Consider the following 17,181-nt stretch of genomic DNA (forward strand, 5'->3'; position numbering starts at 1 on the left):
CGGTCTTAGCGGGCGCCGAGCAGGTGCTCGATGAAGAGCTGCTGCAGCTTCACGAAACCGAAGCCCTTGCCGCCGAAGTAGGCGTCGGCGTCGAAGTCCTCGTAGGAGGCGCGGTCCGCGCGGAGCTGGTCGTAGCCTTCGCCCGGGTTGAGGGTGGGTTCGTTGATTTCCGCCACGCGGGAGGACTGCAGCGCGGCCTGGACCTCGGGGTCGGCGCGGAAGGCCTTGGCGCGTTCCTTGAGCAGCAGGTAGGTCTGCATGTTGGCGGCCGCGGAGTCCCATACGCCGTCGATGTCCTCGGTGCGGCTGGGCTTGTAGTCGAAGTGGCGCGGGCCGTCGTAGGCCGGTCCGCCGTCGGGGCCGCCGTTTTCGAGCAGGTCCACGAGCGAGAACGCGTTCTGCAGGTCGCCGTGGCCGAACACCAGGTCCTGGTCGAACTTGATGCTGCGCTGGCCGTTGAGGTCGATGTGGAAGAGCTTGCCCTGGTAGAGCGCCTGGGCGATGCCGTGGGTGAAGTTCAGTCCGGCCATCTGCTCGTGCCCGGTCTCGGGGTTGATGCCCACCAGTTCGGGGCGCTCGAGGGTTTCGATGAACGCCAGGGCGTGGCCGAGGGTGGGCAGGAGGATGTCGCCGCGGGGTTCGTTGGGCTTGGGCTCGATGGCGAACCGGATGTTGTAACCCTTGTCCGTGACGTAGTCGCCCAGCAGGTTCACGGCTTCGCGGTAGCGTTCCAGGGCGCCGCGGATGTCCTTGGCTGCGTCGTATTCACTGCCTTCCCGGCCGCCCCACATGACGAAGGTTTCCGCACCGAGCTCGGCGGCGAGGTCAATGTTGTCCAGGACCTTGCGCAGGGCGAAGCGCCGGACGCCGCGGTCGTTGCTGGTGAAGCCGCCGTCCTTGAAGACCGGGTGGCTGAAGAGGTTGGTGGTGACCATCGGGACGATCATCCCGGTGGCCTTCAGCGCGCCGGTCAGCCGGTCGATTTCGCGCTGGCGGTCAGCCGCGGAGCAGCCGAAGGGAAAGAGGTCGTTGTCGTGGAAGGTGATGCCGTAAGCGCCGAGGTCGCTGAGCCTGTTGACGGCCTCCACCGTGTCCAGCGGCGGGCGGGTGGCGGAGCCGAACTGGTCCTGGGCCTCCCAGCCCACTGTCCAGAGGCCGAAGGAAAACTTGTCGTCACGGGTGGGCTGAATCGCCATTGAATGCTCCGAAGGTAGGTGTGGCTGCTGTTGCGCGGCTGGCGGGGAACCAGAGGGAATTGTTCTAGACCCAAACATATTATGAATTTTTGCGGTGTCAACCCCGCCAAGCACGGAATGGATACCCGGCTCTGGCGCTGTGGGTGGGTGAATGTTAAGTTGCGCATAACAGCAATTTGGCCGACAAATCAAGCGATGAGGCCCTTGGGGGAAGGATCCCACCGTGATTGATCAGATGGTGACCGAACGCAATTGGCCGGAAAACCTCAGCTACGAAACGCATCCGCGCACTGCGTCGGAACCGCAAGACCTCCGGCTGGATTCGGATGAAAAATTCCGCAACGCCTTCCTGGACCGCGCGGTGGCCGGCCGCTGATAGTGTCACGATGATGCCTCCACGTACTCTTGCTTCCGCGGCGGCGAGGGAGCCGGATCCGTCCCGCCGCAACAATTTGTCGCTGCTGACCTCCCTCGTCCACCACCACGGCGTCCTCAGCCGTGCCCAACTGACCCGGCACACGGGACTGAACCGTTCCACCGTCGGGACGCTGATCGGACAGCTTGTTGCGTTGGGCCTGGTCTATGAAACGGCGCCCGCCGGCGAAGGGCACGTCGGCAGGCCGAGTCCGAACGTCCATCCGAGCCCGTCGGTCGCGGCGTTGGCAGTCAACCCAGAAATCGACGCCGTCACTATCGGCCTGGTCAGTCTCGGGGGGAAGGTGCAAAAGAAGATCCGCTTCGACACGGAACGGATACCGAGCGCCCGCGAAGCGGTGAATATCGCATCGGCCGTGATCGCCGGGATGCGCTCCGAGCTGGATGCGTCCTACCGGATCACGGGCATTGGCATGGCCGTGCCGGGCCTGGTCAACCGCGACGACGGCGTGGTCCGGCACGCTCCGCACCTGGGCTGGCGGAACGAGCCGGTCGCCCGAATGCTGAGCGAAGCCACCGGCTATCCGTGCCAGGCCGCGAACGACGCCTCCCTCGGCGCCGAAGCGGAGCTGATTTTCGGCGCCGGCGCCGGGCAGGGGAACCTGATCTACCTCAACGGCGGCGCCAGCGGCATCGGCGGCGGAATCATCTCCGACGGGCAATTGCTCAGGGGCGCCTCCGGCTACGCCGGGGAGATCGGCCATACCTTTGTCCGCTCCGGAGGAAAGCGCTGCCACTGCGGCGCCACCGGCTGCCTGGAAACCGAAGTCTCCCAGTCCCGCCTCCTCGAACTGGCCGGCCTAAGCCGTGGCGACACCGCCGACCTCGAAAAGGCGCTGGCAACCAGCAGCAGTGCTGAGGTGAACGACGAAGTGGCACGCCAGCTCATGTTCCTGGACATAGCCCTGCGCAATGCCGTGAACATTTTCAACCCCGAGGCAATCGTCCTGGACGGCTTCCTGGGAACGCTGTACGCCCTCGCACCGGAGTCGGTGGACGGAGTGCTGCTATCCCAGGCAATGGACGGCCCCGCCGGGCAGGTCGAGATCTACCGTGCAGCGCTCGGTTCTGACCTGATGATGATCGGGGCCGCGGAGCTGGCGTTTACCCCGTTCCTGGCCGACCCCGCGGGCCTCGGCACAACCACCCGCACCGCGCCCGCGGCGGGCTAGGAACCCGACACTGGTTCAAAAAGCCGGAGCAGCCGGTACGGCGTTGCGCGCGGATCGACCCCTCAGGCCAACTATCTGCCATACAAATAGGTGGCATCAGTAAACGCCTCTTCACCGAATACCTCTCTTGCCTCAGTCTGGTTACTAGACCTGCAGCGACCCCACTCAAGGCAATCAGTACTTAGAAGGAATTCAACGTGGAAACTCCCCTCTCCCATCTTGCCCACCTCGAAATCACCACTCCCGACGTCGAAGCCTCGGCACGGTTCTACGAGGAAAAGTTCGGCATGCGCATCGTCGACCGGGTGGACGGCAACGTCTACCTGCGCTGCTGGGGTGACTACTACCGCTACAGCCTGGTCCTCACCGAAGGGCCGGAAGCTTCCCTGGGCCGGATGGCCTGGCGCGCCAACTCCCAGACCGCCCTGGAAGCCGCAGCCCAGCGCGTCGAAGCAACCGGTGTCCAGGGCCGCTGGACCGCCGGCGGCCACGGCTACGGCAAGGCCTACGAATTCGCCGGCCCCTATGGCCACCCCATGCGCCTCTTCTTCGACGTTGAGAAGTTCGTGGCCGAACCCGGTTTTGAATCCACCTACCCGGACCGGCCGGAGCGCCGCAGCAGCCACGCCGCAGCGCCCCGCTTCCTGGACCACGTCACCGTGGCCTCCTCCGATGTCCGAGGCTTCGCCAAGTGGTACAACGAGGCCCTGGGCTTCCGCGTCATGGCCTTCGTGGACCTGGACGAGGCACCCATCACCGTCTTCTCCGTGCTCACGACCAACGAAAAGTCCCACGACCTGGGCGTGGTCCTGGACACCTCCAGCCGCGCGGGACGCGTCAACCACATCGCCTTCTGGGTGGACGCCACCGAAGACCTGCTCCGCACCGCGGACGTAATGATGGAAAACGGCACCGCCATGGAATACGGCCCCTCCATCCACGGCGTGGGCGAGCAAAACTTCCTCTACTTCCGCGACCCGTCAGGCCTGCGCGTCGAGCTCAACTCCGGCGGATACCGCAACTACGTCCCGGACTGGGAAGCCAACACCTGGAAGCCCTCCGAAGGCTCCAACAACTTCTACAAGAACGGCGCCATGCCGCACTCCATGACCGAATCCTTCCCTCCCGCGGAAGGCTTTACCGCCACCGAAGAAGGCGCCTCCCCCGAAATGAAGGAAGCCCTCCTGAACCCCTACGCCAAGCAGGGACGGGGCTAGGACACCATGGCCGAAACACAATATGCACTCATCCGGTTCCAGGAGACCGGTGACAGCAAGGCCCGCGCGGGCCTGCTGGTCGGCGACCGCGTCGTGGCCCTGAATGAGGAGATCAATACACTGATCGAGCACTGGGACACCACCGAGAGCCAGCTGGACGCCATCGCCGCATCGGTTGGCGAGGACACCGGCCTGGCGATGGCCGACATCGAGGTCCTCGCCCCGGTAGAGCCTGTCCAGGTCCTTCAGACCGGCGCCAACTACCGCAAGCACGTCATCGACCTCGCCGCAGCCCACCGCGAACCGGGCCAGGACGAGGACGAAGTCCGGGACCGGACCGCCGCGATGATGGACAAGCGCGCGGGCCAGGGAACGCCGTACTTCTTCATCGGGCTGCCGACGGCGATCGCGTCCGCCACGGACGGCCTCACCCTGCCTGCCTACTCCAAGTCCCACGACTGGGAACTTGAACTGGCCGCGGTGATCGGCAGGACGGCGTTCCGGGTCACCCCCGAGGAAGCCCTGGACTACGTCTTCGGCTACACCATGGTCAACGACATCACCACCCGTGAGTACGTGTTCCGCAAGGACATGCCGGCGATCGGCTCGGACTGGTACCGCGCCAAGAACGCCCCCGGCTTCCTGCCCGCCGGACCGCTGCTGGTACCCGCCAAGTTCTTCGGCGACCCGCAGGACGTCCAGGTCACGCTGAAGCTCAACGGCAAGGCCATGCAGGACGAGTCCACCTCAGACATGATCTTCGGTGTCGCCAAGCTGATCAGCGAGGCCTCCCAGATCATGCCGCTGCGCCCGGGAGACCTGGTGCTCACCGGAAGCCCCGCCGGCAACGGCCAGCACTGGGGAAGGCTGCTCCAGGACGGCGACGTCATGGAGGGCACCATTACGGGCCTCGGCACCCAGCTCATCCACTGCAAGGACGAAGTTGTCACTGAAGGCAGCCAGCAGTGACCAGCCAGGACACAGCACCAACCACCACCGGCACCGGGGAATCAGCCACCGATTCCCCGGTCATCCGGCGTGACGATCCGCTCGGCAGCATCCGCGCCATGGCCGAATCCCACAACAACTGGGGCCGCTGGGGCCAGGACGACGTCCTTGGGACCCTGAACTTCATCGACGCGGACAAGCGCATTGAAGCAGCAGCCCTGGTAAAGACGGGCGAGGCCTTCTCGCTGTCCCAGCCGTTCGACACCAACGGCCCGCAGAAGGGCTGGCGGCGACGCACCAACCCTGTCCACACCATGACCGACACCGGCGTGGACGCCGAACGCGGCAACCAGGGCTTCCCGCACGGCTTCGGCGGCGCGGACGACGTCATTGCCATGCCGCTGCAGTGCTCCACCCAGTGGGACGGCCTCGGCCACATCTTCGACCAGGGCAAGGCCTGGAACGGCCGCGCCGCAGGGGACGTGGTCACCTCCGAAGGCGACCTGGTCACCGGCATCGAAACCGCCGCGGCCAAGATCGTCACCCGCGGCGTCCTGCTGGACGTCGGCCGCGCGCTCGGACCCGAACTGGGAAGGAACGACGGCGAGCTGCCGGACGGTTTCGCCATCACCCCCGAACACCTCCAGCGGACCATCGACCTGCAGGGCCCCAGCTCAAAGGTTGGCCGGGGCGACATCCTGGTGATCCGCACCGGACAGCACACCCGGGTGCGCCGCGACGGCTGGGGCGACTACGCCGGCGGCTCAGCCCCGGGGCTGTCCTTCAGCACCGCACCCTGGCTTCACCGCAGTGAAATCGCGGGGATCGCCACGGACACATGGGGTTTCGAGGTCCGGCCCAACGAGTTCGACGGCGCCTTCCAGCCCCTCCACCAGATCGCCATCCCCAACCTTGGGCTGTTCCTCGGCGAAATGTGGGACCCGGACGGCCTCGCGGAGGCTTGCGCGGCAGACGGCAGGTACGACTTCCTGCTCACCGCGGCGCCCCTGCCCATTACCGGCGCTGTCGGATCGCCCGTCAACCCGATCGCCCTCCGGTAGCTTTCAGTACAACAGCACCACAACCATCATCAGTCAGGCCGTCAATACAAAGGAGTCAGCGATGGCAGCAGTACAGAACGTCGGAATCGTCGGGGCGGGAGCCGCGGGGCTGACCGCCGCCATCCTGCTGGCCGACGCGGGAATCCAGGTTGAAATCCTGGAGAAGGCCGATGCCCCGCAAACCCTTGGCTCTGGAATCACATTGCAGGGGAACGCCCTGCGGGTCCTCCGCCAGCTGGGCGTCTGGGAGCAAATCGAGGCGAAGGGCTACGCGTTCAGCACCCTCGGCCTGCGCGCCCCGGACCCCGCCGGCACCGTCATCGCCGTATTGGATGACATGCGGACCGGCGGCGACGACCTCCCAGCCACCCTGGGCATGTACCGCCCCGACCTCACCGCCATCCTCCGCGAGCGTGCCGGGCAGGCAGGCGCACGGATCAGCTACGGCAAGACGGTCGCCGAAATAACGGACGACGGCGGTTCCGTCACCGTGAGCACCTCCGACGGCGGCACCGACCGCTACGACCTCCTGATCGGCGCCGACGGCCTGCACTCAGCTGTCCGCAAGGCCATCGGCATCGATGTTGAACCCCGGTCCACGGGCATGGGCATCTGGCGCGCGTTCGTGGAACGGCCGCAGGACGTGGTCCGCACCGACCTGACGTACGGCGGCCCTTGCTTTATTGCCGGCTACTGCCCCACCGGCCCTGACACCATCTATGCCTACCTCGTGGAAAGGGCCCAGGAGCGCAAACACGAGGACGGCCCGCGCATTATGGCCGAACTCGCCGCAGCCTACGGCGGCCCATGGAACGAGATCCGCGCCAACCTGGACCAGAGCGCCCGTATCAACTACACGTGGTTCACTACCCACCTGGTGGACGGGCCGTGGAACCGCGGCCGCACCGTCATCATCGGCGACGCCGCCCACAGCTGCCCGCCAACCATCGCGCAAGGTGCTGCCATGGCAATGGAAGACGCAGCCGTGCTGGCCGAGCTCCTGATCGGCGCCGACGAGATCACCGAGACACTCTGGAAAGAGTTCGCCGACCGCCGACTGGACCGGGCAAAAGCAGTGGTCGACGCCTCCGTCCAGCTGGGCCAGTGGATGCTCGACGGCGTCCGGGACGCCAATGTGCCGGGCCTGATGCATTCAGTCTCCAGCTTGGTTAGGGAGCCCGCATGAGCACCGGCCCTGCTGAAAGACCCACAGTGGACGTCCACGCCCACATCCTGCTTCCGGCCCTGCAGCAATTGGTGGCCGAAGCTGATCCCGAGGGCTTCGGCGCTCAACAGGCTCTGGAAGGCCGGCGCAACGGACCAGAGTCGATGGCCGCTTCGGGAAAGATGATCAAGGAGCGCTGGCCGCAGCTGACGGACCTGGACCGCCGTCTTGCGGACATGGATGCCCAAGGCGTGGACGTGCAGCTCGTCTCGCCGTCGCCGTCGCACTTCTACTATTTCGCCGCGGAAGAGCTGGCCCTGCAGGTTGCCAGGGCCGCCAACCAGGCGGTGCGGGAGTTCGTGGACCGCGCCCCGGAACGGCTGAACGGCCTGGGCCTGGTCCCGCTGCAGCATCCTTCCTTGATGGTCGAAGCCCTGGAACACGCCATGCTGGAGTGCGGGTTGCTAGGCGTGGAAATCGGCTCGTTCGCCGCCACCCCCGCCGACCCGGAGCGCAGCACCGTTGAGCTGTCCGACCCCAGGCTGGAACCGTTCTGGAGCCGGGCCGAGGAGCTTGGTGCCCTGGTCTTCCTGCACCCGTTCGGCTGCTCGCTGGACGAGCGGCTGGACCGCTTCTACCTCGCCAACACCGTCTCCCAGCCCGCGGAAAACGCGGTGGCCCTGTCCCACCTGATCTTCAGCGGTGTCCTGGACCGGCACCCGAGCCTGTTGGTTCTGGCCGCGCACGGCGGCGGCTACCTTCCCACCAGCCTTGGCCGCTCCGACCATGCCTGGAGGGTCCGGCCGGAGGCACGCGGCTGTGCTGAGCCACCGTCGTCGTATGTGAAGAAGCTGTTCTTCGACTCCCTGGTCCACAGCCCGGCTGAACTGCGGGCGCTCGTGGCCGCCGCTGGCCCGGGGCAGGTGCTGCTCGGCTCGGACTACCCGTTCGACATGGGCTCCGACCGCCCCGCGGCCGAGGTCATCGAGGCGCGGCTTTCCGCCGAGGACGAGGCCAGGGTGCTGTCCGGCAACGCCGCTGCCCTGGGCATCACGCCCGCTTCCCTCCTCGCCGCCCGCCGCACAGCCTAAGGACGTTGTTATGGTCAAGATTGCTCGCTGGAACCACGACGGCGGGACGCAGTCCGGCTTCGTTGACGGCGGTACCTGCTACGCCCTGCCCGCAGGCCACACGGTCCAGACACTCCTGGAAGCAGGGCTCGAGGAGACCCTGGGTTTGGCCCGGCGGATCATCGGGTCTGGCCCGGCCGTTCCGCTGGCGGACGTGCGGCTGCTCGCCCCACTGGCGCCCGCCACCATCCGGGATTTTGTCGCGTTCGAGGAACACGTCGAAGGCGTGCGGAAAAGCATCGACGGCGTGGCCGGCGTGGTGCCCGAATGGTACGAGGCGCCCACCTTTTACTTCACCAACCCGCATACGGTGACCGGCACCGGCGAGGTGATTGGTATTCCGGCGGGCTGCGAGGACCTGGACTTCGAAACCGAGGTAGCCGCCGTCGTCGGGCGCGTCCCCGGAAGCGGCGGCCGGAACCTGACTGCAGCGGAGGCGCACCGGCACATTTTCGGCTACACCGTCCTCAACGACTGGTCGGCGCGGGACCTGCAGCGCCGGGAGATGAGAGTCAGCCTGGGGCCGTGCAAGGGCAAAGACTTCGCCAATACGCTGGGGCCTTGGATTGTCACCGCGGATGAGTTCGAGGACCTGCACGACGCCGAGGGGTTCCTGCCGATCTCCATGGCCGTGGAAGTCAACGGGAAAGCCATCGGCCAGGACCTGCTGTCCAATATGGGTTGGCCGTTCGCCGAGCTAGTGGCCTACGCCTCGCAGGACTCCGTGGTCCGGCCCGGCGATGTGCTGGGCTCCGGCACGTGCGGCAGCGGTTGCCTCGCGGAGCTCTGGGGACGGAACGGCGCGAAGACTCCCCCGCCGCTGAAGACGGGAGACGTGGTCCGCATGACGGTGGAAGGCATCGGGACCATAGAGAACACGGTAGGTGAACGCCGTAACGCCGGGACTCTGGTGCGTGCCCGGCAGCGTCCGCGCAACCGGGTTGCCGCTGCGGTTCCTTCCGGGACGTAGGGTGGTCTCCCTTCAGCTCGATGGCCGGACCGTGGTGGTCACCGGCGCTGGCCAGGGCCAGGGCGCTGCCGAGGCTCGCATGCTGGTGGAGGCCGGGGCCCGCGTCATTGCCACAGACCTAGCAGTGAACAAACCGGCCGAGCTGGCCGCCATGTCATTGCCTTCGGCCGGTGCGCTGGTGTACCGGCAGCTGGACGTCAGCGATGCCTCCGGCTGGTCCGAACTCGCTTCCTGGATCGAGTCCCATGGGTGGCAGGTGGACGGGTTGGTCAACAATGCAGGCATCACCCAGCGGAGCCGGTTGCTGGATGCCTCTGTGGCTGACCTGCAGCGCGTCTATGAAGTCAATGTCGCCGGATGCCTGCTGGGGATCCAGGCGCTCGCACCGCTGATGGGCAGTGCCGCATCCATCGTCAATGTCGGTTCCGTCGCAGGCCTGACCGCGCACTATCCGGTGGCCTACACCGCCAGCAAGTGGGCGTTGCGGGGACTCTCGCAGGTGGCCGCCATGGAACTCGGCCCGCGGGGGATAAGGGTTAATACTGTCCATCCGGGCTTCATCGAAACGCCCATGACGGCGAGCGCTAAGCCGGAATTCAGGCAGGCCACCCTGGCCGAGACCCCGCTGGGCCGCACTGGAAGCGTGGAGGAAGTGGCCGGCGTCGTGCTGTTCCTCCTCAGCCCGCTCTCGTCCTTCGTGACCGGCGCCGAGATCCCGGTGGACGGCGGCCAGTCGGGCCACGGCGGAGCAAAGTCTGTCTCCGACGCCATGCGCTGACGCGGTGCACGATTCCAACTAGCCCGGCAGCACGGCCGACCAGCCGCCGTCGACCATCAGGTTGGCGCCCGTCACGTATGACGCTTCGTCGGAGGCCAGGAACAGCGCGCATTTGGCCACTTCTTCCGGCGTGCCGATCCGGCCCAACGGGATGCTGCCGGCGATGGACCGCATGGGGTGGTCGGCGGCCAGGAGGTTGCCCTCGGTCGCTGCGGTGCGGATCATTCCGGGGCTGACAGTATTGACGCGGAGTCCATGCGGAGCCCCTTCGGCCGCGAGCTGCCTGGTCATGGCCACCACGGCCCCCTTCGTGGCGGTGTGGGCCAGCCGGCCGTTGGTCATGGAACCGGTAACTCCTGCCGTGGATCCCACCAGCACGATGGCGGCGTCCCGCACCCGGATCAGTTGTGGCCAGAAGTATTTGACCGGCAGGAACACCACATCCATCTCGTGTTCGACATTCCACTTCCAGTCGGCAAACGTGAGCTGCTCCACCGGCGCGAAGCGGGTGACCGCCGCGTTGGCATACAGGATGTGCACCTGGCCGTGGTTTGCGGCTACGTCCTGCGCCCATGCCGCCACAGCGGCCTCGTCTGTGAGGTCAACCCGGCTGCTGCTCATCCGGCCACCGGCTGCGGCGACCTGGCGGACGGTGGCCGCGGCGCCGTCGTCGTCCATGTCACAGCCCACCACCACGGCGCCCGCCTCGGCGAAGGCGAGCGCCGCCGCCCTGCCTTGGCCGCTGGCCGTTCCGGTGATGACGGCGGTCTTGCCGTCGAGGCGCTGGCTGGAGACAGGCATGGGGGATCCCTTTCGAAAGTGCGTTTCTTCGACTTTCGCAGGGATGGTCCGGATGGGGAACGGCGCTTTGGTTCTAGGTGGTATCCGCCGCGTGGATAGTTACCGGGTGCGCGGTGATGGGGAAGAGTTCGTGCAGCCGCGAACAGGCCCGCTGGACCACGGAACGCAGCCAAACGCTGGCAGGGTCCTCCGCCTGGGACGGGTGCCAGTACATCGCTTCCACGAGGGACGCTTCAGCGCCTTCGGAGAACCCCAGCACAACGATATCCGCGCCGCGCTGGGCCCGTGCTGCCAGCATCCCGGGGACGAGCGCCACGAGGTCGGTCCCTTCCACCAGGAGTGGCAGGGACAGGAACCCGGCCACCACAGCCGCCACGCGGCGCTGGATACCTCGCGATTCGAACAGCTTGTCCGCCGGGGTGCTGATTCCCTCACCGAAATAGCCGACGGCGTGGGGAACGGTGGCCAGGTCCTCCACGGTGAGCCGGGGCCGCTGGAGCAGGGGATTTCCGGTGTCAGCCACAGCAACAAAGCTGTCCCGGAACAGCTGCTTGCTGGCTCCCTGCATCTGGTATCCCGTGGGCCCGACGAGCAGGTCGATTTTTGAGTAGTCGGCCATCTGGCCCTGGATCCCGGACTTGGCTGTGGGAACGAAATCCACTGACACTCCGGGGGCCTCCTCGCGCAGTATCCCCCGCAGCGGCCCCACGATCAGGGCCGCCGCGTAGTCCGAGGCGGCGATAATGAACTCCCGCTCGCTCGTGCCGGCGTCGAAGCCGGACCGCACCCGCGTGGCCCGCTGGATGTGAAGCATGGCTTCATCAACCAGCGGGACCAGGGACTGTGCGAAGGGCGTGAGGTCATAGGCGCGGCCGTTCCGCACCAGGAGTTCGTCGTCGAAATGGCGCCGGAGCCTGGCCATTGCGGCGCTGGTGGCCGGCTGGCTGAGCTGGAGCCTCTCGGCTGCCCGGGAGATATTCCGCAGTTCCAGCAGGACCTGCAGCTGGGGCAGCAGGTTGAGGTCCAGGTTCTTCATACCCACAGGTTATCCGTGCCTCGACGTCAGCCCGGCCACAGCTGGCGGGCGTCTGAGCCCCAACGAGCAGCTGACCTAGGCACTCTGCGAACCAAGCTCCTCAGCAACCTTCCGGGCACCGCGGACGGCGATGGCCACGCTCATCAGCGTGGGATTCATGGCCGTGGCCGTCGGAATGAGCGCATTTCCGCCCACCACCAGGTTGTTGTAGCCCCACACGCGTGACCAGGGATCCGCCACCGAGGTGCCGTCGTCGGTTTCACCCATGCGCATGGTGCCCTGGTAGTGCAGGCTCGAGCCGTTCGGCATTAGCCTGGGCTCGGCCACGAAGGCGCCCAGGGCCTTGCCGGCACGCCGCAGCCGCTCGGTTGCCTCGGCGATTTCCGCGTTTTCCCGTTCTGTGAGCGCATACTCGATTCTCATGTTGGGAAATCCCCGGTAGTCCGGCTCATTGTCGTCGAACGTGACGGCATCCTCGTAGCGCGGGTGCTTGCGCATGCCGTAGCCCATGTTGACGTAGCCCCAGCGGTTCTCGGAGTACGGGGTTCCCGGCTCCATCGGGAACGGCGTGGTCTCCGTGTACATCACCTGGACGGAGAAGGGGTGTTCCGGCTCTGAGAACGGGATGCGGTTGACCGCCGCGACGGGGTCTGCCGGGTTCAGTGCGCGCCGGGCCAGCTCGGCCTTAAGGTCCTCTTCGGTGGCGTACCGCCCCATCCTTTCGGCGTCCAGCGCCACCGTGGAGATGACCACGGGATGCTCGGTCAGGTAGTGGCCGAGGGCCTGCGGCCGCACACCGGATGCCCAGAGGAGCTGCGGGGAGCGGAAGGCATCGGCGGCCACCACCACGATGTCTGCTGCCACGAATGACTTCTCCCCGGTGCGGAGGTCCTCGACGGTGACACCGGTGACCCGGTGTCCGTCCAGTTCCACGCGGCGGACCAGGGTGAGGTCACGGAGTTCGAACTGCTTCGAGAGCGGGCTGTCCTTGTCGATCAGCGGGCCGAGGACGACGTCGGCCCCCGCCCAGCGCACGGAGCCGTCGGGCTGCGGGTCCCCGGCAACCGGAAGGGTGCCCACGCCATACCCATCCGGCAGCTCCGCGCCGAACTCTTCATCGAGGAGGGTCCGAATGGCCTCACCAACGGCGGAGTCGGCAAACGCTGCGCTGTGGACGTGCAGCAGCTGCTTCGCGTCCTCAATCAGCCCGTCCCATTCGTCGTCCGCTATGAAGGGGACTTTTTCACTGAAGGCGGGCGACGGCGTCGCGCAGGTCCAGTGCGCACCTTGGCCGCCCACGTTGGTGGCCGCAGCCGCCGCGGGAAAACTCGAGGCGTGGGCGGAGCCCGCGCCGCCGAAGTCCAGAAGGTGGGTTCCCTGGCGGGCGGTGAACATGCCCTCGGTGACTGTGGCTGCCGGGATGCCGAGCGACTCCCGGTAGGCGCCGGCCTGCGGCCCCTGCGACATTTCGCGCGCACGAGCCTTTTCGCCAGGGTCGGCAATGTTGCGGACGCTTTCGCCGGGAACCTCCGTCACCTGCGGTCCGGCTTCGAACATCACCACCCGCGCGTTCGGGACCTGCTCGAGGAGCACCCGCGCATAGGTGGAGCCGATGGGCCCGCTGCCGACGATGGCGATGGTTGGGTTGGACATGATGTCTCCTTTGAAATCAGGCCGAAAGGGATTCGGAAGTTGTTTGGGGGGCGGGAACGGGTTCGTCGGAGAGGCGGCCGTGCGGAAGCAGGACCGCCGCGACTATTCCCACTGCGTACGTGGCCGCCAAGGCAATAAAGATGGGGGTGAAGACTGAGCCGTAGATCTGAGCCACACTGGCCTGGACTGCCGGAGCGGCCCCTTTGACCAGTTGCGGGGTCAGGGTGGAAGCGTCCAGGCCCGCCGGCAAGAGGGCCGCCACGCCGAAGCCGATCACCCCGCCGATAATCGCCGTCGCCACTGTTGAGCCCACCTGCCGCACCAGGTTGATGGTCGCGGTGATGGTGCCGGTCTGGCTGGCGGGAGCAGCTCCCTGGACCACAGTGACGATCAGGCTCATGAACGCGCCGGTGCCCATCCCAACAACGGCCATGACGATCATGGGAACCCACAGCGGAAGCCCGGCGGGCAGCACCGCCATCACAAAGAGTCCGGCGGCCCCCAACGATGTTCCCAGGATGGGGAAGATCCGGTACCGCCCCGTCCTGCTGGCCAGCCATCCGGTGAGCAGGTTGCTGGTCAGCATGCCGAACACGGTTGCGATCGGCACGAGCCCGGACACGGTGGCGGTTGTCTGGTACGCCATTTGGACGTATGTGGGCAAATAGGCGGTGATGGAGAAGAGGCCGACGCCGATAATCGCCGAGAGTGCGGTGCCTGCCGCGATGGTCCGGTTGGCGAAGAAATGCAGGGGGACGATGGGTTCGGGTGCGCGGCGCTCAACAAAGTAGAAGGCAACAAAGCCCAGCATGCTGACCGCGAGCGCGGCAGCGGTGGCGGGGCCCGCGCTGCGTTCTGCGGCCCAGGTGGCGGCGAGGACAAGGGCCACCAGTGCGGCGGTAAATACAGCCGCCCCGGCAACATCGAAGTGGCGGGGCATGGGGCCAGGCTCCAGGTGGGGAACGGCAACCAGGGCAAGGGCCAGGGCTGCAGCGCCCACCGGGATGTTGATCCAGAAAACCCACTGCCATCCCCAGTAATCGGTGATGGCGCCGCCGAGAACGGGTCCAACCAGGACCGCGATGGGGAAAGCTGCGCCAATGATGGCCATGTAGCGCGGACGTTCCCGCTGCGAGGTGACCCTGGCGATGATGGTCTGCGACATCAGCTGCAGGCCCGCGGAGCTCATCCCCTGCAGGACGCGCGCGGCGATAAGCCAGGCCATGTCCTGCGAGAAGCCGCAGGCCAGGGAGGCCGCCAGGAACATCACCAGCGAACCGAGGAAGATCCGGCGGGCTCCCAGGACATCACCTAGTTTGCCGAGCACCGGCAGCAGCACTGTGCTCGCGAGGGTGTATCCCACAACAACCCAGCTCATGAGCTTCAGCGCGCCCAGCTCACCCGCAACCGTAGCCAGGGATGTGGACACCACGGTGTGGTCCAGGGCCCCGAGGAACGAAACCGTGAGCAGGGAGATAACAAGGAGACGGAGTCTCAAAGGTGAAAGTGGCATAGTGATCTACCCGAACGATCGGGCCGTCGACGCGACGTATTGTGCCTCCGGCGCACCATCACGACGGAGAACGGGTTCGGAAGGAACCCCGGCGCCGTTACTCATGCTACCGCACTTTAGTTTGAAAGCAACAAAAGAATGCGTGAATTAGACGCCTATGGCGGGTGCCCATTTATGTAGCAAGCACGGCGCGCGTGAGGGACATGTCCTCGAGCAGCTCATCCAGGTCCGTTCCGGGCTGACCGGAAGACCGCGCCTCGATAGCCCGGCGCAGCGCCAGACGGGCTGATGATTCATAGCGCTCCGGAGCCCTTAGTGTCCCGTCCCCGGTGGACGTCTCCAGCCGCGTCAGCCCGGCCTGCTGGTCCATGGTGACTTCGGTTCGCACCTCGCCGAGGGCCAGCACCTGGAGCAGGCCGTCGGCGTGAAGGCCTGCTGCCGCCGTCGCCCCCAGGGTGACGGGCATTGCCCCGCCCGCGGATCCCCCTGAATCCAGCAGGGCAATCCTGGCTTGCGCCGTGGCACTGCACACCTGGAGCGTCAACGGGCCCCCGACCAGTGACCGGGCCCAGCCCAAGCCGTCGCGGATTACCGCTTCAACGCCTGCCGCGGGGGCAGCGCACTCGACGGTGACGATCCGGGCCGGCCTGCCTCGTCTGGCCCGGAGGGCATCGGCAACCACATCCGGGCGCAGCCGGGGACGCTCAACGATGACCGGGATGTCACCGGGCCACGGGTAGGCTCCGATTCCTTTCTGCGGGAGCGCAGCAGGGTCCGCAATCACCACGGCCGCCGCTCCCCTGGCCCGGGCGTCCAGCATGCCCTGCCACCAATCGCCGGATCCAGGCACCACAGCCACCGCCCCGCTGACGCCTCTGGTGAGTGCAGCACTGACGGAAAGCTCGGCGACAGCCGCGACATAGGAAGGTAACACCGTGAAGATGCCGAGCCCTGGATCTGCCGAACTCATTGCGACACCCCTTCCAGAACCTTCGCTGCGGCAGCATCGGCCAGGTCGATTGCAAACTGCGAGTCAGCCAGCAGCTCGTCGTACTCCACCGGGACCCCGCCTTCAAGGAGCGAGGCAAGCAGGCGCCACTCAGCCATATAGCCGTCTTCCGGATCCCGCCTGTACTCCGTCCACTGCCCGTCCGTGCTTCGCACTCGGGTGGCCGCGCTTCCGGCATGGACAAAGGCGGGCGGGAAATTCACCTCGATGCGGTCGTGGGAGGTGGCGATATTCATCCTCCAGAGGGCATCCGGTCCTTCCGGAAGCATGGTAAGCGCCAGCTGGACCAGGATTCCGCCGGCCCGATACCCCACAAGGTAGCCGACTGGCGGAGCGACCCTGGCGTAGACAACCTCGTCGATGCCTGGCGCGATGTCCCTCACGGCCGGGAGATCATGGATCGCAAGACCGGTCAGCAGCTGCCGCAGGACGCCGGCCGCAACCACAGGACTGTCGAGGTCCAGGCGTCCCCGCCGGGCGGCCTGGAAAGGGCCGCCCTCGGCGACCAGCCGGTGGTACCTGTCATTCGGCGGGAGCGCCAGCGTCACGGAGATCGCCTGTACCCGGCCCGCGAGGGCCACAAGATGATGCCTGGCCCGCCCCCACGCGGCGTCAAACAGGTGGTTCGTCCCCACCAGAAGGACCGTTCCCGCGAGCCGGCAGGCAGAGATGACTTCGTCGGCTTCTTCCCTGCTGGTGGCCAACGGCTTCTCGCAAAAGATTGCAGGCTTCCCCGCGGCTACGGCCGCCAGGATTTGGCGGGCATGTTCAGCGGGCGGGCTGCAGATGGCCACCAGGTGGACAGCCGGGTCCGCAAGCAGGTCCGCCTCCCCCACTGACCACCGGGCACCAAGCCTTTCGGCCAGGCCCTGGGCGCGCCCACTTCCCGCATCGGCAATGTGCACCACCTTGAACAGCTCCGCCAGGCGCCCCAGCACCGGCAGATGCAGGGCCGCGACGCCCGGCCCGGCCCCAAGAACTCCTATATTCCAAGGCATCGTCGCCCTCCCCCTTTTGTCCTTATTATTCATAAGTACGGAAATATCCGGCTATAGTCGCGTTCAACCCCACCTTAGTCCCCTCTTATGTGTGAGAAT

Annotated in this window: 16 protein-coding genes; 9 read left to right on the plus strand and 7 right to left on the minus strand. The window is 66.6% G+C overall.

Translation table 11 applies throughout. The annotated features are described in order from the left end of the window. Window positions 1-5: 5 nt before the first annotated feature. Window positions 6-1,196: a xylose isomerase gene (xylA, locus tag AC1DN2_RS06705; protein WP_223913496.1), complete on the minus strand. Its 1,191-nt coding sequence runs from the start codon at window positions 1,194-1,196 to the stop codon at window positions 6-8. 223 nt (window positions 1,197-1,419) lie between these two features. Between xylA and AC1DN2_RS06710 the strand changes: the two genes are divergently transcribed. From AC1DN2_RS06710 to AC1DN2_RS06750, 9 genes are all read left to right on the plus strand, one after another. Then, window positions 1,420-1,572, plus strand: a complete 153-nt coding sequence (locus AC1DN2_RS06710) for a hypothetical protein (RefSeq protein ID WP_230010248.1) — start codon at window positions 1,420-1,422, stop codon at window positions 1,570-1,572. 10 nt (window positions 1,573-1,582) lie between these two features. Continuing rightward, window positions 1,583-2,803 carry an ROK family transcriptional regulator gene (locus tag AC1DN2_RS06715; RefSeq protein WP_476849702.1) on the plus strand — a complete coding sequence of 407 codons (1,221 nt, stop codon included), beginning with the start codon at window positions 1,583-1,585 and terminating at the stop codon, window positions 2,801-2,803. 197 nt (window positions 2,804-3,000) lie between these two features. Beyond that, complete coding sequence (locus tag AC1DN2_RS06720; RefSeq protein ID WP_476849703.1) at window positions 3,001-4,020, plus strand: VOC family protein; 1,020 nt, start codon at window positions 3,001-3,003, stop codon at window positions 4,018-4,020. Window positions 4,021-4,026: 6 nt separating this feature from the next. Then, the gene (locus tag AC1DN2_RS06725; RefSeq protein ID WP_476849704.1) at window positions 4,027-4,989 is read left to right on the plus strand and encodes a fumarylacetoacetate hydrolase family protein; all 963 of its coding nucleotides are present in this window, start codon (window positions 4,027-4,029) and stop codon (window positions 4,987-4,989) included. Further along, window positions 4,986-6,029 (plus strand): cyclase family protein, encoded by a 1,044-nt coding sequence (locus AC1DN2_RS06730; protein ID WP_028275798.1) that lies wholly within the window; start codon window positions 4,986-4,988, stop codon window positions 6,027-6,029. Before AC1DN2_RS06725 ends, AC1DN2_RS06730 begins: the two co-directional genes overlap by 4 nt. A gap of 61 nt (window positions 6,030-6,090) precedes the next feature. Continuing rightward, entirely contained in the window at window positions 6,091-7,215 is a 1,125-nt protein-coding gene (locus AC1DN2_RS06735) for an FAD-dependent monooxygenase (RefSeq protein WP_476849705.1), read from the plus strand. Beyond that, entirely contained in the window at window positions 7,212-8,285 is a 1,074-nt protein-coding gene (locus AC1DN2_RS06740; protein WP_476849706.1) for an amidohydrolase family protein, read from the plus strand. Before AC1DN2_RS06735 ends, AC1DN2_RS06740 begins: the two co-directional genes overlap by 4 nt. A gap of 10 nt (window positions 8,286-8,295) precedes the next feature. Continuing rightward, window positions 8,296-9,294: a fumarylacetoacetate hydrolase family protein gene (locus AC1DN2_RS06745; protein WP_476849707.1), complete on the plus strand. Its 999-nt coding sequence runs from the start codon at window positions 8,296-8,298 to the stop codon at window positions 9,292-9,294. A 1-nt stretch (window position 9,295) separates the two neighbouring features. Continuing rightward, on the plus strand, window positions 9,296-10,072 hold the full coding sequence (locus AC1DN2_RS06750; protein WP_476849708.1) for an SDR family NAD(P)-dependent oxidoreductase: 777 nt from the start codon (window positions 9,296-9,298) through the stop codon (window positions 10,070-10,072). An 18-nt stretch (window positions 10,073-10,090) separates the two neighbouring features. Here AC1DN2_RS06750 and AC1DN2_RS06755 read toward each other — a convergent pair whose 3' ends face one another. The 6 genes from AC1DN2_RS06755 to AC1DN2_RS06780 all read right to left on the minus strand — a co-directional run bounded on the left by AC1DN2_RS06755 (window position 10,091) and on the right by AC1DN2_RS06780 (window position 17,082). Continuing rightward, window positions 10,091-10,873: an SDR family NAD(P)-dependent oxidoreductase gene (locus AC1DN2_RS06755; protein ID WP_476849709.1), complete on the minus strand. Its 783-nt coding sequence runs from the start codon at window positions 10,871-10,873 to the stop codon at window positions 10,091-10,093. Between the two features lie 73 nt (window positions 10,874-10,946). Continuing rightward, on the minus strand, window positions 10,947-11,909 hold the full coding sequence (locus tag AC1DN2_RS06760; RefSeq protein ID WP_476849710.1) for a LysR family transcriptional regulator: 963 nt from the start codon (window positions 11,907-11,909) through the stop codon (window positions 10,947-10,949). Window positions 11,910-11,984: 75 nt separating this feature from the next. Next, the gene (locus AC1DN2_RS06765) at window positions 11,985-13,562 is read right to left on the minus strand and encodes a GMC oxidoreductase (RefSeq protein WP_476849711.1); all 1,578 of its coding nucleotides are present in this window, start codon (window positions 13,560-13,562) and stop codon (window positions 11,985-11,987) included. 16 nt (window positions 13,563-13,578) lie between these two features. After that, entirely contained in the window at window positions 13,579-15,060 is a 1,482-nt protein-coding gene (locus tag AC1DN2_RS06770; RefSeq protein WP_476849712.1) for an MFS transporter, read from the minus strand. A 187-nt stretch (window positions 15,061-15,247) separates the two neighbouring features. Then, complete coding sequence (locus AC1DN2_RS06775) at window positions 15,248-16,045, minus strand: hypothetical protein (RefSeq protein ID WP_476849713.1); 798 nt, start codon at window positions 16,043-16,045, stop codon at window positions 15,248-15,250. Further along, the gene (locus tag AC1DN2_RS06780) at window positions 16,042-17,082 is read right to left on the minus strand and encodes a Gfo/Idh/MocA family protein (RefSeq protein ID WP_476849714.1); all 1,041 of its coding nucleotides are present in this window, start codon (window positions 17,080-17,082) and stop codon (window positions 16,042-16,044) included. The genes AC1DN2_RS06775 and AC1DN2_RS06780 overlap by 4 nt, the downstream gene beginning before the upstream one ends. Between the last annotated feature and the right edge of the window lie 99 nt (window positions 17,083-17,181).

Source organism: Arthrobacter sp. 01L42, assembly GCF_056400005.1.